The organism is Paenibacillus eucommiae, from assembly GCF_017874215.1.
Classification (GTDB): Bacteria; Bacillota; Bacilli; order Paenibacillales; family NBRC-103111; genus Paenibacillus_AI; species Paenibacillus_AI eucommiae.
The window spans coordinates 183,865-205,335 of the sequence record NZ_JAGGLB010000008.1 but is presented as its reverse complement, the minus strand read 5'-3'; the positions used below and the strand labels follow the sequence as shown (position 1 = coordinate 205,335).

Genomic DNA, 21,471 nt, shown 5'->3' with positions numbered 1-21,471 from the left:
GAGGTGATTTTTCATGGCAGTACGTATTCGTCTTAAGCGTATCGGTGCTCACAAAGCCCCGTTCTATCGTGTGGTTGTATCGGATTCCCGTTCCCCGCGTGACGGACGTTTTATTGAAGAAATCGGAACTTATAACCCGATTACTAACCCTGCAGCAGTAACTCTTGATGAAGAGAAAGCGCTGAAATGGCTTCAATCTGGAGCTCAGCCTTCCGATACCGTTCGCAGTCTGTTCAGCAAAGCAGGTTTGATGACTAAGTTTCACGAGCTGAGACAACAGAAGTAATCTGTTATCTTCGGAGGGTGGTTTCATCATGAAGGATCTTATCACCGTTATTGCTAAGGCTCTTGTTGATCATCCGGATGAGGTACGTGTGAGTGTCACGGAGAAAGACGATAAGTTCGAGTACCGGCTTTCTGTGCATCCCGACGACGTCGGCAAGGTAATCGGCAAGCAGGGTCGAATTGCAAAGTCGCTTCGGACGGTCATTACGTCTGCAGCAGTGAAAGAAACAAAGCGGGTCACCGTAGAAATTGTATCTTAATCCCGCTAAGGGACTCCCCAAAAAGGAAATGGACAAGGCTGCAAAGCTAAACTTCACTTTTTGGGGTTATTTTGTATCATTTTCGTAGCTGGGGAGGCTCTTATTGAATGATGACGGAAAAGCTGTATACGATAGGAAAGATTGTCAATACCCACGGCATTCGCGGCGAGCTCAAAATTCTCTCTGAGACGGATTTCCCTGAGCGCTTTGATGCGGGAAATTCGCTGATCATCCTTGACCCCGACAATAAACAAACTCAGGTGACGGTGCAATCGGCACGTACACATAAAAACATGTATATCGTGAAATTTGAACAGTATGATAATATTAATCAGGTGGAAAAATACAAGGGATCCTTGTTGAAAATAGAAGCAAAATTTCAGGAGCCTCTAGATGAAGGCGAATATTATTATCATGAAATTCTAGGCTGCAAGGTAGTTACGGACGAAGGACTTGAACTGGGGTTCATCTCAGAAATCTTAACTCCTGGAGCAAATGATGTGTGGGTCGTAACCCGCCCCAATAAGAAGCAGCTGCTGCTTCCAATTATTGACGAAGTGCTGCTTGACGTCGATGTAACGGGCAAAACGGTACGGGTTCACTTGATGGAAGGACTGCTGGAGGAATGAGAATCGACGTGCTGACGCTTTTTCCTGAGATGTTCGATGGGGTATTCTCCTCCAGTATTTTGGGGAAGGCACGGGCGAAAGGGATTGTAGATTTACATACCGTAAATTTTCGCGATTACTCGAACAATAAGCACAATACGGTGGATGATTACCCTTACGGCGGCGGGGGTGGTATGGTGCTTAAGCCAGAGCCGATTTTTGCTGCAGTGGAGGATTTGCTGCCACCTGACGCTGAGGTTAAGCCGAGAGTTATTCTGATGTGTCCACAGGGGGAGCCATATTCACAGAAGAAAGCCGAAGAGCTTTCAGGTGAAGAGCACCTTGTTTTTATTTGCGGCCATTATGAAGGCTACGATGAGCGTATTCGTGAGTATTTAGTGACGGATGAGCTTTCCATTGGCGATTATGTCCTTACCGGTGGCGAGCTTCCGGCTATGGTCGTTATTGATAGCGTGGTAAGGCTGCTGCCAGGTGTGCTTGGCAACGAGCTTTCAGCTGTAACCGACTCATTCAGCACAGGCCTGCTGGAATATCCTCATTACACAAGACCTGCCCAGTTTCGGGAATGGGACGTTCCTGATGTGCTAATATCCGGTCATCATGAGAATGTGAATACATGGCGAAGAAAGCAGTCATTGCTACGCACTCTGCAGCGTCGTCCTGATCTGCTGGAAGGCCGTGAGTTCACAAAGGAAGAACGAGCGTGGATAGAAGCGTGGAAGAAGAATTCATAAGGCTCTTTGCAAAACTTTTCGAATTATCTTAGGATTAGAAGCACCGACTTTTGGAAATAAATCAAGTATTGGGATAAGCTTGGCAGATTTCCTGGCTGCTATTGAGTTATTGTCCGATGTATGGTAAAGTATATTCTGTTGTGTATTTTTAAACGCATGAATCTGGTGGTCCTCTACGCATTCAACTAAGATTAGCTTCAAGGCAGAGCGGAATGAACACCTGAGTGGAAGGAGGAAGTTAGACATGAATTTAATTTATGAGATTACAAAGGAACAGCTCCGTACGGATATTCCTAAGTTTCGTCCCGGTGACACACTGAAAGTTAACGTAAAAGTTATTGAGGGAACTCGTGAGCGGATCCAATTGTTCGAAGGTGTTGTTATTAAACGCCAAGGCGGAGGTATCAGCGAAACGTTTACCGTACGTAAAATTTCTTACGGTGTAGGTGTGGAAAGAACATTTCCGGTGCATTCTCCGAAAATCGAGAGGATTGAAGTAGCTCGTCGCGGTAAAGTTCGTCGCGCGAAACTTTATTACCTACGCGGTCTTCGTGGGAAAGCAGCAAGAATTCAAGAGATTCGATAAGAAACCGGGGAGGCTTGTTCAGCAAGTCTCCTTTTCGTTTCCGCTTCGAGCCCACAAGTTTCTAATTCCAATTGGAAAAGAGGCATACATAATGGAACATAGCGATCCGAAGGAACCATACATAAATACGTCCGATGCTGGGGCAGCAGACAAGTCAAAAACAGTGAAGAACGAGGTTTGGGAGTGGGCAAAAGCTTTACTGATTGCAGGTGTACTTGTTTTTGTCATCCGATGGTTTGTATTTGCGCCGTTTATTGTGGAAGGCCCTTCGATGGAGCCGAATTTTTATACGAGCGAGCGGCTCATCGTGAATAAAATACTGTATGATATCCGTAAGCCTAAGCGCGGTGAGGTCGTTGTTTTTCACGCTCCCGAAGGAAAGGATTACATAAAGCGTGTCGTTGCACTCCCGGGTGAAACTGTAAAGGTCGAGGGCGACAAAATATATATTAATGGCCAGGAAATCGAGCAGACCTATTTAAAAGAAGCGCTTGAACAGGCAGCCAAAGAGGGAAGATCCTATAATACATTGGCGAATTTCCCGGAAACTACGGTACCTGAAGGCAGTATTTTTGCAATGGGGGATAACAGATCCAACAGCAGAGATAGTCGTGATCCTTCTGTAGGCTTCGTACCTTACAAGGAAATTGTAGGCCGCGCGGATTTAATATTCTGGCCGATGAGTAAAATAAGCTTGGTGCATTTTAAATAACAGTCGCATGCATAACTTGAGGTGAAGAAATGACGATACAATGGTTTCCCGGACATATGACGAGAGCCAGAAGGCAAATTGAGGACAAGCTTAAACTGATAGATGTAGTCATTGAGCTGCTTGATGCCAGAATACCACTTTCCAGCAGAAACCCTATGATAGATGAGATTCTACAAGGTAAACCAAGAATGGTGCTGCTTAACAAGCATGATTTGGCAGATCCTCATATTACTGCAGAATGGGTCCGGTATTTTGCTGATAAAGGACTTAAAGCATTGCCGATTGATGCGTCAACAGGAAGCCATGTGAAAGACATTTTGCCAAGGGCGAAGGAGTTATTCGCGGATAAAATCGCCACGCAAATTCGTAAAGGTATCAATCCAAGAGCAATCCGCGGTCTGATCGTAGGCATTCCAAATGTCGGAAAATCGACGCTGATCAATCAATTAGCAGGCAAAAAAATTGCTGCCACCGGCGACAAGCCGGGTATTACCAAAGGACAGCAATGGATTAAGGTCGGAACAGAGCTTGATTTGCTGGATACTCCCGGTATTTTATGGCCAAAATTTGAGGATCAGCTCGTAGGATATAGACTTGCGGTAACCGGAGCGATTAAAGAAGAGCTTTTACATGTGGATGAAATTGCTTTTTTTGCGATGAAGTATTTAATAGAGCATTATCCGGATGCTTTGAAGGAACGATTCGGGATCGACAATCTGCCGACAGATTTGGAAAACCCGAATGAAGTTCTGGAGGTCCTGGAAGCTGTTGGACGCAAGCGGGGAGCGGTTGTAAGCGGAGGCCGGATTGATCTGGACAAAGCATCGCTTATTATTTTGCGCGATCTCCGAGCAGGCAAGATAGGCCGTATAAGCCTGGAAAAGCCAGGGCAGGTCTAAAGATTAACCAGTGAAATGGTGAAGCATTACTGAGTACCTGTTTGCTAAAAGTAGACGATACAAAATCCATATCAGAGCCGCTATCTGTTTGATTGCAGAGGCGGTTTTTTTGGCATAAAGGATTGAAATATATGAATCATGGAATCAACATTCCGGTCTTTTGAAAAGCGGAGTGGATGCTAGAGGGCATTATCCTTTATAATGAAAACGAGGGGAGTGGAGGAAAAGCTATGCTGATGTACGAAAAAAATCTTTGGGACCAAGGCTGCACCCTCGTTGCTGGGATTGATGAGGTGGGTAGAGGCTGCTTGTTTGGAGATGTTGTGGCCGCCGCTGTAATTATGCCGTATGGGCTTGTCCTGGAGGATGTAAATGATTCTAAAAAACTATCAGAGAAAAAGAGAGAGCTGCTCTTTGAACTTATTATGCAGGAAGCTGTTGCAGTAGGGATTGGCATTGTTGATGTGGATACTATCGAAGCTATCAATATTAAGCAAGCGGCCCGTTTGGCGATGAAGCAAGCTGTTCACAAGCTGGAGATACTACCGGAATACCTGCTTGTCGATGCAGAAAAAATAGATATAGAGCTGCCCCAAATGTCCATTATACATGGAGATGCTGTAAGTCAATCCATCGCTGCCGCTTCTATTATCGCAAAAGTGACCAGAGACCGTATGTGTATAGAATGGGATGAACTTTATCCGGAGTATGGCATCGGTGTACATAAGGGATATGCGACGAAACGGCATAGGGACATGCTGCAGCGGCACGGTCCTACACCACTTCACCGCAAGCTTTTTATTCGTAATGTGATGGCGGGCTGCGAGCAGATGGAACTGGAATTATTATAATGAAAGCCGATGGAGTAACCGATATTATACATATACATACATGTTGGTATAGAAGACTAGAGGTGAGCGGGTATGAACGTCAGCGGGTTGATCCGCAGTCTCATGGGAGAATTGCAAGCTTCAGATTCGAAAACACTTGAGCTGAAAGTAGGTCAGATAGTTAAGGGGTTGGTTTTACAGCTTTTAAGCGATCAGGATGCACTTATTAATATAGGCGGAGTACAGGTTAGGGCGAAGCTGGAAACTCCGCTTATGCAAGGTGATATAGCGATGCTTCAGGTTCAGCCGGAGTCAAACGGTTCACAGGTCGTGCTGAAACCATTAATAAGCTCTGATGTACAAATTGCAGAGGAGTCGATGAAAGACCTGCTGAAATCATTCGGGCTTAAAGATATTCCGCAAAATCGCCAGATGCTGCAGCAGATTCAGCAGGAAGGGGTGCCGTTAACGAAGGAAACGGTTAAGACTTTCGCAGCTCTTCAGAGTGCTGTGCCTGCTGGAGTGAATAAACAGGAATGGACGCAGGCTGCTGTTCTCGCCTTTAAACGGAATCTGCCTTTGACGATGGAAACAGTAGCAGCGCTGCGCCAGGCCACTGCTGGCCCGCCAGTTGGCGATGTGCTAGAGAGCTTGGAGCAGCAAGCAGCTTCGGTGCTCAAGGAGCAGCCCTCACAGAAAGCAGCTGCCACACTGACGCAGCTGCTTTCTGTGATCACACAGCTGCGGGCTTCCGCTGCAGCAGCCTGGACCGCCCGGCCGCCCGAGCAGGCGACAGCTACGGCCTCTACGCCCGCCGCTGCGCAAGCGGGCGACCCTGCCAAGGCGTCCGCCACCGGGGGGACGCCACAAGGGCCTGGCAGCGGCGCAGCAGCGCCTGCTGACGCAAGGCTAACAGCTTCGCCAGGCGAAGCTGCAGGGGCCACCCCGGCGGCACAGCGCGCCGAGGCAGAACGGGCCGCCGCAGGCCTGGCGAAGCCGGCCGTGGGGGCCCAGGCGCCCGCCGCTACCGGTGCCGCTCGCGCAGCGATGGGCGAGGCGGGCGCGGCTCAGGCGCAGGGCGCTGAGCCTGAGGCCGGAGGCGAACCGCAACGGGCGGGTTCGCCAAGGGAGCAGCCTGCGGCAGCGGCTGCGGGCTCTGCTGCGCCTGTGCGGGCGCAGGCGGAAGGGGCGGGCGCTACTCCGCCCGCAGCGCCCAGCGGAGCGCAGCAGGCTGCAGAGCATGGTGCGAGGCCTGCCGCGCAGCAGGAAAGCGAGTCAAACTGGATTGGCAAGCTGCTGAAGAGCTTTGGCGTTGAGCATGAGCATCAGCTATCCAGAGGGCTGCAGTTGCATAGCAGCAAGGAAAATGCGGCACAGCTTGCTTTTTCGCAGGATAATTTAATCGACGGCGCGGACAGACCTGCCACAGAGACACTTAAGAGCCTGCTGCTGCAGCTTTCGACAACTGACGATTTGCCTGCTCCCTTGAAAGAGTTGTCTCAACAGGCTTTACAGCAAATAACGGGACAGCAGCTTTTGCTGTCCACGGATCGTAATTCTATGTTCTCTCATGTCACTCTTTTTGTCCCTTTTCTGGATGGCAGCGGACAGCAATCTGCGGCCGTACATATCCAGTCCCGCAAAGGGAAGCGCGGCGAAGTGGATGCGAGCAACTGCAGGCTGTTATTTGATCTGCATATGAAAGCCATGGGGAATACGTTAGTCGATGTTCAAGTCGTCAACAAGATCGTCAGTCTTCAGGTTCATAATGATCATCCTTTAATCGGCGAATTAATTGAGGGCTCGAGAGAAGAGATAGCGGCCTCCCTGGCCAAAGTGGGATATCAATTTTTTTCACTGAAATGCATGCCTTATCCGCAGTTAACTGCAGCAAAGGAAAGCGACTCTAACCGTAACGGACAGCCAGGCCAGTCTGATGGTGCCAAGGTGGACCTGAAATCGATGTATGAGCCAAAGCCTTACAAGGGGGTTGATTATCGGATATGAAGGAACCCTCAACACCTATGAAAAAAGCAGTGGCTTTAAGGTATGCACCCGAGAAATCGAACGCTCCTCAGCTGATTGCCAAGGGGAAGGGAAGGGTCGCTGAGTCGATTCTTCAGACAGCAGAAGAGAATGGCATTCCTATACAACAGGACGCTTCACTGGTCGAGGTGCTTTCCAAGCTGGATTTGGAGCAGGAAATCCCTTCTGAGCTTTATGAGCTAGTGGCTGAAGTGCTCAGCTTTATTTATCGTTCAGATAACAGAATGGGACGTGGGAGCGGCCATTTATAATGGACAGAAGAGAAGTCGGAGCAAGTGGTGAGGAATACGCTGAAGCTTATCTCCACAATCTGGGGTATACCATACGAGATCGCAATTGGCGGTGCCGGCGTGGAGAGATCGATATTATCGCTGAAATGGAAGGGATACTTGTATTTGTTGAAGTGCGAAGCAGGAGCACAGAAGGCAGGTACGGAACGGCCCAGGAGTCTGTGAATAGGCGCAAGCAACAGAAGGTCAGAGGAATAGCAGAGTATTACGTACACCAATATCGTAAGTACGAGGAGACTATCCGTTTTGACGTGATTTCGATTTTATTTAATCACGGGGGTGAGCCCGTGCTGGAGCATATTAAAGGAGCCTTCTAAGGCTCCTTTTTTCTGAGCGTGTGCTTCACTTAACGATGTTTCATCGTTAAAGCAAGGGTTTCCAGGTCAATGAGTCGCGTTAATGATGATTTTCATCGTTAAAATAGTTCAGATGACCCCCTCGGGGTGGATAACAGGGATTTAACGATGTTTTTCATTGTTAAAGTAAGAATGTGAAGACGACTGCTACTTTTAACGATGAAAATCATCGTTAAAAATAGCAGATCCTTCTCAGATGCGCAAGTATCTTCATCCCAGCGCGCCCTTGCCCGCCAGGAAATTTCCTCCAATGGCTATCCCTTTGAGCTTGGCGTTCGTGTGGTTCGTGTGGTTCGAGCGATTGTAGATGAGAAGAGGGAATGGCTGTGGGTGGAAGAGCGGTAGCGTCCGCCTTTAAAGATTTGTTCCTACCTCCTCATCCATTCCATTCAAGGGAACAAATCTTTAACAGCGGCTGGAGCCCACAGCCATCCCCTCTCGCAACGCTCCCTAGTTTCGACCACGCTCCTCAAAGAAAACGGCAAGGTGTTCTTCTCATAAATCAAATATTACTTTTATCCAAATTGCGATATTGAATCGCTTCCGCCAAATGCCCGGCTTCGATATGATCACAATTTTCAAGATCGGCAATCGTGCGGGCCAGTCTAAGAATCCGGTCATGGGCACGCACGCTTAAGCCCATTTTCTCAAAGGAAGCACTCAGGATCGCTTCGCATTCCTCGTTTAGCTTGCATAGGGTGCGCAGAAGCTTGCCGCTTAGCTCCTTGTTGCTTTGAATATTCATCCCGAGATAGCGCATCTTTTGTCTTTTTTGGGCTTCTAGCACCTTCTCTAACATTTCTGCTGAAGATAAATAGTGGGATTGTTCTTTAAGCTGTGTATAGCTAGGTTTAGGAACCTCAACATGCAGGTCAATTCTGTCGAGGAGGGGACCTGACAGCTTGGAGCGGTACTTTTGAATTTTAAGAGGACCGCATGTACATGGATTTGTGTCAGAATCAGCACCAAGAAATCCGCACGGACAAGGGTTCATAGCCGCTGCAAGCAGGAAATTTGAAGGGAAGGTGCAAATGGCTCTCGCCCTGCCGATGGTGACGCTGCGGTCTTCGATGGGCTGGCGGAGCACTTCGAGCGCGGCACGCGAAAATTCAGGAAGCTCGTCAAGAAACAACACGCCATGATGAGCAAGACTTACTTCTCCAGGCTTAGGGTTAGTGCCTCCTCCAACCAAAGCTGCTGAAGAAATGGTATGATGCGGCGAACGGAAAGGACGGGTACGCATGAGTGTAGATCTGTCGCTCAGCTTGCCTGAGGCGCTGTAAATTTTCGTTACTTCAAGGGCTTCATGATCTGACATAGGCGCAAGAATTGTAGGCATACGCCGAATTAGCATCGTTTTCCCTGTGCCTGGTGGCCCAATGAGGAGAATATTATGTTGACCGGCAGCGGCAATCATCATAGCTCTTTTGACCTGATGCTGTCCGCTGACATCGGCAAAATCTTCGATGAGAGAATCGGACTGTGTGTCGTTTTTTGTTGATTTATGCGGTTTATTATTAATGCCATTAACTATATGTCGATTTAACTCATTGTCCATGTGAGCAAGCTTTCCAAGCTCCATCAAATTGTTAATGGCATAAACCTTCATATGATTCAGGAGACTTGCTTCAGCAGCATTTTGAGCAGGGACGATAACTTTGGTGAGCCCTGACTGCTTGGCTGCGAATACCATGGAAAGAATACCGGGAACAGGGCGCAAGGATCCGTCCAAGGCCAGCTCCCCTAGAAGTAGCGTGTGCTCAAGCTCCTCAAAGCTTACCTGTCCGCTTGTGCCCAAAATGGCGGCAGCAATAGCAAGATCAAAGGAAGAGCCCTCTTTTCGCAAATCGGCTGGCGCCAGGTTAACCGTTATGCGGTTCATTGGAAATTTAAAGCTGCAATTTTTTATCGCTGCTCTGACCCTTTCTACGGATTCGCGTACAGCGGAATCGGGGAGTCCTACCAAATTGACCTGAGGGAGTCCATTCGAAATGTCGACCTCCACTTCGATAATTTGTCCTTCTATGCCAAGCAGACATGCACTTTTTACTTTTCCATACATAACTAAAAACACCTTCCTTTCCCTTAATTAAGCTGCCGTAATCGCATCGGTTTTTAAGCTCAGTGGGCCTGCGATTTACGTACTGCTTTATGGGGGCAAAAGGTGCTTCCTTATTATCCCTGATGACACTTAGTTGGTTCTTTGTATACATTCATCTTAAAATTCCGCAAATGTAGATGTATATATAGAAGGAATTTTTTATGATACTGAGAGAAATTCGTCAAACAACGTCATTTTCCTCCTTTTTAGCAGCGATTCAGCGATTGTTTCTTTAATAAATTGATTTCTTTGCTCCATGAGTATAGAGAATAATAAAATTATGGATATTTTTACTCTCGTTGGGGGAGCTTGTAAGTATGAGGATATCTCCATACTACAACATGAGGTGAGCATAATGCAGGAAGTTCCTTACTTTTGTCCGAATTGCCGGTCGAATCGCATTAAATTCAGCACGATTACAAGCTATTCCCAGTCTTTTTTGAAGGATGCCTTAAGCGGTATTGTCAAAGAATTTTTGGAGCCCGAACCGATTGTGGAGACTGAGCCGACCATTCAATGTCTGGTTTGCAGCTTCGCCAGCAATGAAATGAGATTTATCAAGCAAGCCGAACGCGAACCCCGTGTGGAAACACCAACGACGGCCGTTTACCGCTAAATCGCGGTTTTTATTAGCAAGCACATTTTTTTCGCGAAAAGTGTGCTTTTTGTTTGTTGTCATATGTTGAAGAAATATTGAGAAAAAAAGAAGGAAACTATCAAAGATAAGTGGTACAATAGATAAGGCTTGTAAAAGAGTGCGATTATTGTTCCTTCCTTTTGTAAATCAAGTTAGGTCTAAATGACAAAGGTGATTACAAAAGTCGCACTATATTTTGCTGCTTTTGTATTATAGTAAGTCCATACTGATAGGAGGATTTAAGGAAATGAACATCCATGAGTATCAAGGCAAGGAAGTCCTGAGACAGTACGGAGTCAACGTGCCTAGAGGCAAAGTGGCCTTTACCGTCGATGAAGCTGTGGAAGCGGCCAAAGAACTCGGTACTTCCGTAGTTGTAGTGAAAGCGCAAATTCACGCTGGAGGTCGGGGGAAGGCAGGCGGCGTTAAAGTTGCCAAAAACCTGGACGAAGTTCGTACATATGCAGAGGACATTCTCGGCAAAGTATTGGTCACTCACCAAACCGGTCCTGAAGGTAAAGAAGTAAAGCGTCTTTTAATTGAAGAAGGCTGCGACATTAAGAAAGAATATTATGTAGGTGTCGTTGTGGACCGCGGAACTGGCCGTGTTGTACTGATGGCTTCAGAAGAAGGCGGAACTGAAATTGAAGAAGTAGCTGAGCACTCTCCTGAGAAAATTTTCAAGGAAGTAGTTGACCCGGCTGTAGGTCTTTTGATGTTCCAAGCACGCAGATTGGCTTATGCAATCAACATTCCGAACGAGCTGGTGAATAAGGCTGTTAAGTTTATGATGTCCCTTTACCAGGCATTTGTTGAAAAAGATTGCTCTATCGCTGAAATCAATCCGCTCGTTGTAACAGGCAGTGGTGATGTTATGGCTTTGGATGCCAAGATTAACTTTGATTCCAATGCGCTTTACCGCCACAAAGATATCGTTGAGCTTCGTGACCTTGCTGAAGAAGATGAGAAAGAAATTCAAGCTTCCAAGTTCGACCTTAGCTATATTTCACTTGACGGAAATATCGGCTGTATGGTTAATGGCGCTGGACTAGCTATGGCGACTATGGATATTATTAAATATTATGGCGGCGAACCGGCCAACTTCCTGGACGTAGGGGGCGGTGCGACAACTGAGAAAGTAACGGAAGCCTTCAAGATCATTCTTTCTGATCAACAAGTGAAGGGTATCTTCGTTAATATATTTGGCGGTATCATGAAATGCGATATTATTGCGAACGGTGTTGTTGAAGCTGCGAAGCAGGTTTCCCTTGATCGTCCTTTAGTCGTTCGTTTGGAAGGTACTAATGTCGATCTGGGCAAGAAGATTCTTAATGAATCCGGTCTGAATATTGTGGCTGCTGATTCGATGTCTGACGGCGCACAAAAAATCGTTGCTCTTGTAAAGTAAAAATATAGGGGATGTGAACATAGATCATGAGTATTTTGGTAAATAAAGACACAAAGGTTATTACACAAGGTATTACCGGTGCTACGGGATTGTTTCATACCAAAGGCGGCCTTGACTACGGCACACAAATGGTAGGCGGCGTCACTCCCGGTAAAGGTGGAACTCAGCTTGACATCACTTTGGAGAACGGCAGCACTGTTCAACTTCCAGTATTCAATTCTGTAAATGAAGCGAAAGCTGCAACAGGAGCAAATGCTTCTGTTATTTATGTAGCGCCACCTTTTGCTGCTGATGCGATCATGGAAGCTGTTGATGCTGATCTGGATCTTGTTATCTGTATTACAGAAGGTATTCCTGTTCTGGATATGATCCGTGTAAGCCGTTATTTAGAAGGCAAAAGAACCGTTCTTATCGGACCTAACTGTCCGGGTGTCATCACTCCTGGAGAATGCAAAATCGGGATTATGCCTGGATACATTCATACACCAGGACACGTAGGCGTTATTTCCCGTTCCGGAACTTTGACGTATGAAGCTGTTCATCAGCTATCAACTCGCGGAATCGGTCAATCGTCTGCAGTTGGTATCGGTGGAGATCCGGTTAAGGGTTCGGAATTTATCGACATCCTTCACATGTTTAATGAAGATCCAGATACCTATGCCGTCATTATGATCGGTGAAATTGGTGGAACAGCTGAAGAAGAAGCAGCTGAATGGATCAAAGCTAACATGACAAAGCCTGTTGTTGGTTTTATCGGCGGACAAACGGCTCCTCCAGGAAAAAGAATGGGCCACGCTGGCGCAATCATTTCCGGAGGAAAAGGTACAGCTGCTGAGAAAGTATCCACAATGGAAGCTTGCGGCATCCGTGTAGCTCCAACTCCTTCAGAGATGGGTTCAACCCTGGTTAGTGTTCTGGAAGAGCAAGGCTTGTTAGAAAAATGCATCACTAAAAAATAAAGATGTTCATAGCTTTTTTATGATGTAAGGTAAGCAACCTTTCATGTCCCCGCAAGGGGATTTGAAAGGTTTTTTTGTTTTTTCTGATTCAAAAATTTGTCAGAATGCAAAGGAGTGTATATACTAATGGATAATCGCAGCATCCTCATCGGCCTTCATGAGCTTGAAGGAATTGGCTGGAAGACCATTTTGAGACTCATCAACAGGCTTCCGGAGCTGCAGGAGATTTTTGCTATATCTGCAGCAGAACTAACTGCGCTGGGCATTGGTCGTGAGCAAGCAGAGCTTATATCAAGAAAACTCACAGCCAGCTATGTGGAAAGCAAGCTCACTTTATACGCCAATATGAGAATTTGTACGCTGACCTTATTTGACTCCGAATATCCCGCAATTTTGAAGGAAATTGCCCAGCCTCCCTGGGTTCTCTATTATAAGGGAAACATTCCTTTAATTAATCTGCATCTTTTGAGCATAGTAGGTACAAGGATGCCGACAGCATATGGCAAGAAGGTTGCCGAAGATTTTGCCTTTTCTATCTCTAATCTAGGTTTTGGCATCGTTAGCGGCATGGCAAGAGGAATTGACAGCTATGCGCACCGCGGTGCATTGAAAGGCTCTGGCAGGACAATTGCCGTTCTGGGCTGTGCAATTGATCAGGTTTATCCGCCGGAGAATCGGATTCTCTCAGGACAAATAGAGGAGCAAGGCCTGATTGTATCCGAGTATCCAATAGGAGCGAAGATGCATCCCGGGATGTTTCCTTACCGCAACCGGATTATTGCCGGCTTGTCTTTAGGTGTCGTGGTTGTAGAAGCGGCGAAGCGGAGTGGATCCCTTATTACGGTGGATTTAGCCATTGAAGAGTCGAGAGATGTATTCGCCGTTCCAGGACAAATCACTTCGCCAAAGAGTCAGGGAGTGCTGCCTTTAATTAAGCAGGGCTGCAAAATACTAACTACAATTGAGGATATTAAAGAGGAGTATGTGCATCTATTTCCGAAAGAGGCTTCGGCCGTGCTGCAGTCGCAGCAGATGGCGCCAGCACTCACTGAAGACGAGCTTGAAATCATGCAAATTTTAACTGAGGAGCCTGCGAATATTGACAGTTTGCTGGAACTGAGCCAATTTACGTTTGGACATTTGCATTCGATTCTGTTATCTTTATCAATGAAAAAACAGATTACACAACTCCCAGGATCAACTTATATGAAATTATAGATAAAACAGCATATTATGAGGGGAGGAAGGACGGCTATGGCGGATTCGTTAGTTATTGTTGAGTCACCTGCAAAAGCCAAAACCATCGGTAAATACTTGGGCAGTAAATTTATTGTTAAAGCCTCGATGGGACATATTCGGGACCTTCCAAAAAGCCAAATCGGCGTTGAAGTCGATAATAATTTTGAACCTAAGTACATTACCATCAGGGGTAAAGGTTCAATTCTGAAGGAACTGAAGGATGCAAGCAAGAAAGTCAAGCGCATCTATCTCGCAGCTGACCCGGATCGTGAAGGGGAAGCGATTGCCTGGCACCTTGCACACTATTTGGATATGAATGCGGATGAAGCATGCCGCGTGGTCTTTAATGAAATTACCAAAGAGGCTGTGAAGGATGCCTTCAAAACGCCGAGGAAAATTGATCAGGATTTGGTCAATGCCCAGCAGGCAAGGCGTATTTTGGACCGTCTTGTAGGTTATAAAATCAGTCCTTTATTATGGAAGAAAGTCAAAAAAGGTTTATCAGCGGGCAGAGTTCAATCTGTAGCGGTAAAGCTTATTATGGATAGAGAGCATGAAATCACTGCTTTTGATCCGGAAGAATACTGGAGCATCACAGTTGTACTGGAATCAGGTAAAAGCACGTTCGAAGCTAAATACCACAGCCTGAAGGGCGAAAAGAAAGAGCTGCATACCGAAGCTGACGTCAAGGTAGTTATGGATGCAATGGGAAAAGGTGCGTTTGTCGTTCAAGAGGTCAAGGAAAAAGAACGCCAGCGTAATCCATCGCCGCCTTTTATTACGAGCTCACTTCAGCAGGAAGCGGCAAGAAAGCTTAATTTCCGTGCTTCCAAGACGATGTCTGTCGCCCAGCAACTATATGAAGGAATCGATTTGGGAAAAGAAGGAACCGTCGGTTTAATCACCTATATGCGTACGGATTCTACAAGAATTTCCCCGACTGCCCAGGAAGAAGCGAAGGAATTCATTGTTAACAAATACGGTGAAACCTTCTATCCGGAAACGCCGCGGCAATATTTAAAGAAAAATGCAAATGCCCAGGATGCGCATGAGGGCATCAGACCGACTTCCATTCTACGTGAGCCGGAGCTGATGAAGGAATTTCTTAGCAGAGATCAATACCGCTTATATAAGCTTGTTTGGGAGCGTTTTGTAGCTAGTCAAATGTCTTCGGCAGTCCTCGATACAATGACGATTGATTTGGCGGCAGGCGATACTGTTTTTCGGGCGAATGGCTCGAAGATGAAGTTTCAAGGGTTTATGAAGGTGTATGTAGAAAGCAATGATGATGGCACTACAGAAGAAGAAAAGCTGCTGCCTGCACTGAAGCAGGGCGATAAAGTTAAAAAGGAAAGCATCGAACCGAAGCAGCATTTTACTCAGCCTCCACCAAGGTACACAGAAGCACGGCTCGTAAAAGCGCTTGAAGAAATGGGAATAGGGCGTCCAAGTACTTATGCACCTACCCTGGAAACGATTCAAAAGCGTGGCTATGTTGCCATTGACGAGAAGAAATTTATTCCGACAGAGCTGGGAGACCTTGTGATTCAGCTTATGTCTGAATTTTTCCCGGAAATTCTAGACGTTGAATTTACGGCGCATATGGAAGAAGAACTCGATTTTGTCGAAGAAGGCAAGGGCGACTGGGTCAAAGTTCTGGAAACCTTCTACACCTCTTTTGAGAAGCGTCTTGAGGTAGCTGAAGAGGAAATGAAGGAAATCGAGATTCAAGATGAGGTTTCCGATGAGCTTTGTGAGAAGTGCGGCCGGCATCTGGTTTATAAAATGGGCCGTTTCGGCAAGTTTCTGGCTTGCTCCGGATTTCCGGAATGCAGGAACACTAAGCCGATCATTAAGGACACAGGGGTTACTTGTCCAACCTGTAATGAAGGAAAGATCGTGGAGCGCAGAAGCAAGAAGGGGAGAATTTTCTACGGTTGTGATCGTTATCCTGGCTGTGATTTTGTTTCGTGGGATAAACCCGTATCAAGGCCTTGTCCAGAATGCGGCTCTTTGCTTGTAGAGAAGAGAAATAAGAGCGGCGTTAAGCTGCAATGTGTGAAATGTGATTTCAAAGAAGAAGTTAACGATGACGTTAACGATGATTCCAAGGATTAGAGGTGCAGTTATTTTGTCCGAAATTCAGAAAGTGACCGTTATCGGCGCAGGTTTGGCAGGCAGTGAAGCCGCATGGCAAATTGCAAATCAGGGTGTGCCGGTAATTTTATATGAAATGCGTCCCGTCCGCAAAACGCCAGCACACATCACGGATAAATTCGCCGAGCTTGTGTGCAGCAACTCACTCCGTGCAAACGGTTTAACGAATGCGGTTGGTGTACTTAAGGAAGAAATGAGACTTATGAATTCTTTGATCCTTGCCGCGGCAGACAAGCATGCGGTTCCCGCAGGTGGTGCCCTGGCAGTGGATCGAGACGGATTTTCAGATGAAATCACGTCAACATTACGCAACCATCCGCTTATAGAAGTCCGCAACGAAGAGGTGCAAAGTCTTCCTGATGGTATAACAGTTGTAGCATCAGGTCCGCTTACTTCTCCTGCTTTGTCTGAAGGCTTGAAAGAGCTAATGGGAGAAGAATACCTTTATTTCTATGATGCCGCTGCGCCAATCGTGGAGAAGGATTCGATTGATTTGGAGAAAGTATACTTAGCTTCCCGCTATGACAAGGGAGAGGCAGCTTATCTGAATTGTCCGATGACTGAAGAGGAATTCGAGGTTTTTTATGAAGCGCTTATCTCGGCTGAGGTGGCGGAGCTTAAAACCTTTGAGAAAGAAATATATTTTGAAGGCTGTATGCCCATTGAAGTGATGGCCAAGCGGGGCAAGCAAACGGTACTGTTCGGTCCCATGAAGCCGGTTGGTTTAATTAATCCTCATACAGGCAAAATGCCGCATGCTGTAGTACAGCTTAGACAGGATAATGCTGCTGGAACCTTATATAATTTAGTCGGTTTTCAGACCCATCTGAAATGGGGGGAACAAAAGCGTGTTCTCTCACTAATCCCCGGCCTGGAAAATGCGGAATTTGTCCGTTATGGTGTGATGCATCGCAATACATTTATCAACTCCCCCAAGCTGTTGAAGCCTACCTATCAGTTTAACAACAGAAGCAATCTCTTTTTTGCTGGTCAAATGACAGGAGTTGAAGGGTATGTGGAATCTGCGGCTTCGGGTTTGCTGGCAGGCATGAATGCAGGCCGCTATGCCAAAGGGCTGGATTGCCTGGTGCTTCCACAGGAAACAACCTTGGGAAGTATGGCGTCTTACATCACAACAGCTGATTTCAAGCATTTCCAACCGATGAATGCCAATTTTGGATTACTGCCGCCATCAACGGAAAGAATACGCAATAAGAAGCTTAGGTATGAAATGCTGGCTAATCGTGCATTGGACCATATCAAGGATTTCTCACAAGCACTCCACAGATAAACTTGTAAGTAAAAGCTGGCATATGGTACGATGAGTATGTTTAGCTGTTGAATGCTGCATTTACAATACCGATCAAGAAGAGGTGAACGGATGAATACAACCTTCCATGCCACAACCATTTTTGCAATTCGTCATCAAGGTAAAGGGGCTATTGCAGGGGATGGACAAGTCACATTCGGCAACAGCATGATTATGAAAGGCAGCGCCAAGAAGGTCAGGCGTCTTTATAGAGGGAAAGTTATCGCTGGATTTGCGGGCTCCGTAGCGGATGCGATTACGCTTTTTGAGAAATTTGAAGGAAAGCTGGAGGAGCATCATGGCAATCTGCAGCGGGCTGCAGTCGAGCTGGCCAAAGATTGGCGTCAGGATCGGGTGCTTAGAAGGCTGGAAGCTATGATGATTGTGATGGACTCTAGCGGCTTGCTGCTGATTTCGGGGAACGGTGAAATTATTGAACCGGACGATGGCATGCTCGCCATTGGATCTGGAGGAAGCTTCGCGCTTTCGGCAGGCCGTGCTTTGCACCGTCATGCGTCTCAAATGAGCGCTAAGGAAATCGCCAAGGCTGCGCTGGAAACGGCTGCGGAAATCTGTGTGTTTACCAATCATAATATTCTAGTCGAAGAGATTGAATAATCTTTTTGCAGGAAAGCGCGCTTGTCCTTAAGGGCGGCGTAGACGTGTACCCATGAGGAGGCCATAACTGTGACCAAAAGCACCCTTACACCTAAACAAATTGTACAAGAATTAGACCGCTATATTGTCGGACAAAAGAATGCGAAGAAATCAGTGGCTGTAGCACTGAGGAATCGTTACCGCAGAAGCCTTCTTGATGAGTCGATTCGTGATGAAATCGTACCTAAGAATATTCTTATGATTGGTCCGACGGGCGTGGGGAAAACCGAAATTGCCAGAAGATTAGCGAAGCTTGTAGGCGCTCCGTTCATTAAGCTGGAAGCTACAAAGTTCACGGAAGTGGGGTATGTAGGGCGGGATGTCGAATCGATGGTTCGCGATCTGGTTGAAACCTCCATTCGCATGGTAAAAGCCGAAAGAACGGAAATGGTCAAGGATAAAGCAGAGAAACTGGCTAACGAGCGACTGGTCCAGCTGCTTGTACCTTCTCCTGCACGGCCTAAAACGCAGCGTAATCCTCTGGAAATGATCTTTGGCGGGCAGAACCAATCGGACGATGATGAGACTGCTGCAGACCCCAATGTGGCCTTCAGGCGTTCTGAAGTTACGAAGCAATTAGCAGCCGGCGAGTTGGAGCAAGAGGTTGTTGAAGTTGAAATTGAGGACAATTCGAACTCCATGTTTGACTTTCTTGCCGGGCAAGGAAATGAACAAATGGGCATGAATATGCAAGAAATGCTGGGCAGCCTAATGCCTAAAAAAACTAAAAAGCGTAAGCTCACCGTGAAGGAAGCACGCAAGGTGCTCATTCAAGAGGAGGCCCAACGGCTTATCGACATGGATGACGTTATTCAGGAATCGATTAACAGGGCTGAGCAATCAGGCATTATCTTTATTGATGAAATTGATAAAATTGCTGGAAGCAGCCGAGGCTCTGGAGGACCCGATGTGTCGCGTGAGGGTGTCCAAAGAGATATTTTGCCGATCGTGGAGGGCTCTACAGTCATTACCAAATATGGACCTGTTAAAACCGATTACGTGCTGTTTATAGCGGCAGGTGCTTTTCATATTGCCAAACCGTCTGACCTGATCCCTGAGCTGCAGGGTCGTTTTCCAATTCGTGTTGAATTAAGCAATTTAACGCTGGAAGATTTTGTGCTTATTTTGAAGGAGCCTAAGAATGCTTTGACGAAGCAGTACACTGCGCTTTTGCAAACAGAGGGAATCACCGTGGAGTTTTCCGATGAAGCGATCAACGAGATCGCTCAAATAGCAGTTGAGGTGAACCAAAGCACAGAAAATATTGGAGCCAGAAGATTGCATACCATCTTAGAAAAACTGCTTGAAGATCTTTCTTTTGAAGCTCCTGAGCTGAATTTGGAGCATATTATGATTAATCCTGAGTATGTAAAGAGCAAGCTGACGGATATCGTTCAAAATCGCGATTTGAGTCAGTATATTTTATAATCGGGAACGCAGGTTGTGGATTGGAACGTAGGAGGCAAACAGATGAGTTTATTGAACAAAACCCGCAGATTAAACCGCTTGCTGCAAAAGGGTGTGGGCAACGCAGTCAGCTTTATGGAAATGACGGAAGTGCTGCGTGACATTGTTAATGCGAATATTTATGTAGTTAGCAGAAAAGGGAAAATACTGGGGCATGCCATCACAAGTGAGATCGTTTCTTCCGAGCTGAATCGGGCTATTTTGCAAGAGGGAAGATTTCCTGTGGAGTCCAATAATTTCTTGATGAAAATTGAAGAAACCTCTTCCAATCTCGATGAAAATGGTCCCTACTTTTACTTTACCGAGCAGATGAAAAATGTATTTGAATATAAATATATGACCATCGTTCCTGTTATCGGCGGCGGCGAAAGATTAGGAACGCTAATCCTTACGCGCAGCGAAAGTCCTTTTGTCGACGACGACTTGATATTGGCTGAATATGGGTCAACTGTCGTAGCGATGGAAATTTTGCGTGATCGTGCGGAGGAATTGGAAGTGGAGGCCAGAGGCAAAGCGGTTGTCCAAGTGGCTATCGGCTCTTTGTCGTTCAGTGAGATGGAGGCGGTCGAGCATATCTTTGAAGAGCTGCAGGGAAAAGAAGGGCTGCTTGTAGCCAGTAAAATTGCTGATAGGGTGGGTATCACCCGTTCTGTGATTGTTAATGCCCTACGAAAGCTGGAAAGTGCTGGAGTTATTGAAACGCGTTCTTTGGGAATGAAAGGGACTTATATTAGAATATTGAACGAACAACTCGTTCAAGGCATAGAGCTTTTGAAATCTAAACCAAACTTTTCGTGACCAAGGTACTATGGGTGAGTCCTATTCGTTGAAAGATAGGGCTTATTTCTCATTGTTTCTTTTTTTGATTTCTCTCATTATAGTAATCGTGGCGAAATACTTACATATTTCTACAAATTACCTGTAGGCATTTATTAATTTAAATATAATTTGTCGAAAATAGGAGGAAAATTAATTCTTAGTGTGGAATAAGATTATTAAATGCTAATACTAAATATTGAAGGTGGGTAAAAAGGATGTTTTTATTGGACAAGCCCGGCTTCAACCTTATGGAGCGTACACTTGACGTTACAACGCTTCGGCAAAAAGTGATAGCCAATAATATTGCGAATAATGACACGCCTTATTTTAAACGGTCCGAAGTTGCTTTTGAAGAGCTTTTGCAGGACAAAATGGGTCCTTCTACACCCTCAGTTATAGGTTATCGGACTGATCCCAGGCATTTCTTTATAGGAAAATCGTCTGCTGGTGTAATGCCTGAAATCAAAACTGATCCCAACACCACAGTTAACAACAATCTAAATAATGTGGATATTGACTACGAAATGAGCCTGCTTGCTAAGAATCAACAAGAATACAATGTAGTAGTACAACAATTGAATAGTGAAATTAAAAAAATGCGTACAGCAATAGGAGGGAGGTAACTAATGAGACTGACTAACAGTTTCGATATCAGTTCTTCGGCATTAACAGCGCAAAGATTAAGGATGGATGTAATTTCCTCCAATATTGCCAATGCCGAAACGACTAGAGCGAAATTAGTCGATGGGAAATGGGTTCCCTATCAGCGTAAGCTGGTTGCTTTGGAAACAAAATCGCAGCCTACTTTCGCACAATCCTTACAAACAGCTATGGCTGATGGTACTGGAGAAGGCGTACGAGTTAATAAAATTTTTGAAGATACTTCACCGTTTAAGCAAGTTTATAACCCGACGCATCCTGATGCAGACGAGAACGGCTTTGTCATGCTGCCGAACGTTGATATGCTCAAGGAAATGGTAGATTTGATGTCGGCAACCCGTTCCTATGAAGCGAATGTGACTGCACTTAATGCAAGCAAAGCGATGATAAGCAAAGCACTAGAAATCGGCAGATAAGAGAGAGTGATTTTT

At 46.0% G+C, this 21,471-nt stretch carries 24 protein-coding genes; 23 read left to right on the top strand and 1 reads right to left on the bottom strand.

Features of this window, described 5'->3' with window-relative positions; genetic code table 11:
• Positions 1-13 precede the first annotated feature (13 nt).
• The 12 genes from rpsP to J2Z66_RS14280 all read left to right on the top strand — a co-directional run bounded on the left by rpsP (position 14) and on the right by J2Z66_RS14280 (position 7,972).
• Entirely contained in the window at positions 14-286 is a 273-nt protein-coding gene (gene rpsP, locus J2Z66_RS14335) for a 30S ribosomal protein S16 (RefSeq protein WP_209972118.1), read from the top strand.
• Between the two features lie 28 nt (positions 287-314).
• On the top strand, positions 315-545 hold the full coding sequence (locus J2Z66_RS14330) for a KH domain-containing protein (protein ID WP_209972117.1): 231 nt from the start codon (positions 315-317) through the stop codon (positions 543-545).
• A 110-nt stretch (positions 546-655) separates the two neighbouring features.
• A complete protein-coding gene (gene rimM, locus J2Z66_RS14325) occupies positions 656-1,174 on the top strand; it encodes a ribosome maturation factor RimM (RefSeq protein WP_209972204.1) in 519 nt (172 codons plus the stop codon).
• Entirely contained in the window at positions 1,171-1,908 is a 738-nt protein-coding gene (gene trmD / locus J2Z66_RS14320; protein WP_209972116.1) for a tRNA (guanosine(37)-N1)-methyltransferase TrmD, read from the top strand. The genes rimM and trmD overlap by 4 nt, the downstream gene beginning before the upstream one ends.
• Before the next feature lie 244 nt (positions 1,909-2,152).
• Positions 2,153-2,494: a 50S ribosomal protein L19 gene (gene rplS / locus J2Z66_RS14315; protein WP_209972115.1), complete on the top strand. Its 342-nt coding sequence runs from the start codon at positions 2,153-2,155 to the stop codon at positions 2,492-2,494.
• A 91-nt stretch (positions 2,495-2,585) separates the two neighbouring features.
• Positions 2,586-3,206 carry a signal peptidase I gene (gene lepB / locus J2Z66_RS14310; protein ID WP_209972114.1) on the top strand — a complete coding sequence of 207 codons (621 nt, stop codon included), beginning with the start codon at positions 2,586-2,588 and terminating at the stop codon, positions 3,204-3,206.
• 29 nt (positions 3,207-3,235) lie between these two features.
• Entirely contained in the window at positions 3,236-4,105 is an 870-nt protein-coding gene (ylqF, locus tag J2Z66_RS14305; RefSeq protein WP_209972113.1) for a ribosome biogenesis GTPase YlqF, read from the top strand.
• A gap of 176 nt (positions 4,106-4,281) precedes the next feature.
• Positions 4,282-4,956 carry a ribonuclease HII gene (rnhB, locus tag J2Z66_RS14300; RefSeq protein WP_209972112.1) on the top strand — a complete coding sequence of 225 codons (675 nt, stop codon included), beginning with the start codon at positions 4,282-4,284 and terminating at the stop codon, positions 4,954-4,956.
• Between the two features lie 72 nt (positions 4,957-5,028).
• Positions 5,029-6,942 (top strand): TP0910 N-terminal domain-containing protein, encoded by a 1,914-nt coding sequence (locus J2Z66_RS14295; protein WP_209972111.1) that lies wholly within the window; start codon positions 5,029-5,031, stop codon positions 6,940-6,942.
• A complete protein-coding gene (locus J2Z66_RS14290) occupies positions 6,939-7,232 on the top strand; it encodes an EscU/YscU/HrcU family type III secretion system export apparatus switch protein (RefSeq protein WP_209972110.1) in 294 nt (97 codons plus the stop codon). Before J2Z66_RS14295 ends, J2Z66_RS14290 begins: the two co-directional genes overlap by 4 nt.
• Positions 7,232-7,588: a YraN family protein gene (locus tag J2Z66_RS14285; protein WP_209972109.1), complete on the top strand. Its 357-nt coding sequence runs from the start codon at positions 7,232-7,234 to the stop codon at positions 7,586-7,588. The genes J2Z66_RS14290 and J2Z66_RS14285 overlap by 1 nt, the downstream gene beginning before the upstream one ends.
• A 198-nt stretch (positions 7,589-7,786) precedes the next feature.
• Positions 7,787-7,972, top strand: a complete 186-nt coding sequence (locus J2Z66_RS14280; protein ID WP_209972108.1) for a hypothetical protein — start codon at positions 7,787-7,789, stop codon at positions 7,970-7,972.
• Between the two features lie 157 nt (positions 7,973-8,129).
• Here the strand turns inward: J2Z66_RS14280 and J2Z66_RS14275 are convergent, their stop codons facing one another.
• Positions 8,130-9,689: a YifB family Mg chelatase-like AAA ATPase gene (locus tag J2Z66_RS14275; RefSeq protein ID WP_209972107.1), complete on the bottom strand. Its 1,560-nt coding sequence runs from the start codon at positions 9,687-9,689 to the stop codon at positions 8,130-8,132.
• A gap of 394 nt (positions 9,690-10,083) precedes the next feature.
• Here J2Z66_RS14275 and J2Z66_RS14270 point away from each other — a divergent pair, with 394 nt between their 5' ends.
• The 11 genes from J2Z66_RS14270 to flgC all read left to right on the top strand — a co-directional run bounded on the left by J2Z66_RS14270 (position 10,084) and on the right by flgC (position 21,456).
• Positions 10,084-10,344 carry a hypothetical protein gene (locus tag J2Z66_RS14270; RefSeq protein WP_209972106.1) on the top strand — a complete coding sequence of 87 codons (261 nt, stop codon included), beginning with the start codon at positions 10,084-10,086 and terminating at the stop codon, positions 10,342-10,344.
• 268 nt (positions 10,345-10,612) lie between these two features.
• The gene (gene sucC / locus J2Z66_RS14265; protein WP_209972105.1) at positions 10,613-11,773 is read left to right on the top strand and encodes an ADP-forming succinate--CoA ligase subunit beta; all 1,161 of its coding nucleotides are present in this window, start codon (positions 10,613-10,615) and stop codon (positions 11,771-11,773) included.
• A gap of 26 nt (positions 11,774-11,799) precedes the next feature.
• Positions 11,800-12,732 (top strand): succinate--CoA ligase subunit alpha, encoded by a 933-nt coding sequence (gene sucD / locus J2Z66_RS14260; protein WP_209972104.1) that lies wholly within the window; start codon positions 11,800-11,802, stop codon positions 12,730-12,732.
• A gap of 126 nt (positions 12,733-12,858) precedes the next feature.
• A complete protein-coding gene (dprA, locus tag J2Z66_RS14255) occupies positions 12,859-13,950 on the top strand; it encodes a DNA-processing protein DprA (RefSeq protein WP_209972103.1) in 1,092 nt (363 codons plus the stop codon).
• Positions 13,951-13,986: 36 nt separating this feature from the next.
• Positions 13,987-16,089, top strand: a complete 2,103-nt coding sequence (topA, locus tag J2Z66_RS14250; RefSeq protein ID WP_209972102.1) for a type I DNA topoisomerase — start codon at positions 13,987-13,989, stop codon at positions 16,087-16,089.
• Between the two features lie 13 nt (positions 16,090-16,102).
• Positions 16,103-17,419, top strand: coding sequence for an FADH(2)-oxidizing methylenetetrahydrofolate--tRNA-(uracil(54)-C(5))-methyltransferase TrmFO (gene trmFO, locus J2Z66_RS14245; RefSeq protein ID WP_209972203.1), 1,317 nt, complete (start codon positions 16,103-16,105; stop codon positions 17,417-17,419).
• 90 nt (positions 17,420-17,509) lie between these two features.
• Positions 17,510-18,055 carry an ATP-dependent protease subunit HslV gene (gene hslV, locus J2Z66_RS14240; protein ID WP_209972101.1) on the top strand — a complete coding sequence of 182 codons (546 nt, stop codon included), beginning with the start codon at positions 17,510-17,512 and terminating at the stop codon, positions 18,053-18,055.
• 69 nt (positions 18,056-18,124) lie between these two features.
• On the top strand, positions 18,125-19,522 hold the full coding sequence (gene hslU / locus J2Z66_RS14235; RefSeq protein WP_209972100.1) for an ATP-dependent protease ATPase subunit HslU: 1,398 nt from the start codon (positions 18,125-18,127) through the stop codon (positions 19,520-19,522).
• A gap of 42 nt (positions 19,523-19,564) precedes the next feature.
• Positions 19,565-20,359, top strand: coding sequence for a GTP-sensing pleiotropic transcriptional regulator CodY (codY, locus tag J2Z66_RS14230; RefSeq protein WP_209972099.1), 795 nt, complete (start codon positions 19,565-19,567; stop codon positions 20,357-20,359).
• A gap of 236 nt (positions 20,360-20,595) precedes the next feature.
• Positions 20,596-21,003 carry a flagellar basal body rod protein FlgB gene (gene flgB, locus J2Z66_RS14225; RefSeq protein WP_209972098.1) on the top strand — a complete coding sequence of 136 codons (408 nt, stop codon included), beginning with the start codon at positions 20,596-20,598 and terminating at the stop codon, positions 21,001-21,003.
• A 3-nt stretch (positions 21,004-21,006) separates the two neighbouring features.
• Complete coding sequence (gene flgC / locus J2Z66_RS14220; RefSeq protein ID WP_209972097.1) at positions 21,007-21,456, top strand: flagellar basal body rod protein FlgC; 450 nt, start codon at positions 21,007-21,009, stop codon at positions 21,454-21,456.
• Positions 21,457-21,471 lie beyond the last annotated feature (15 nt).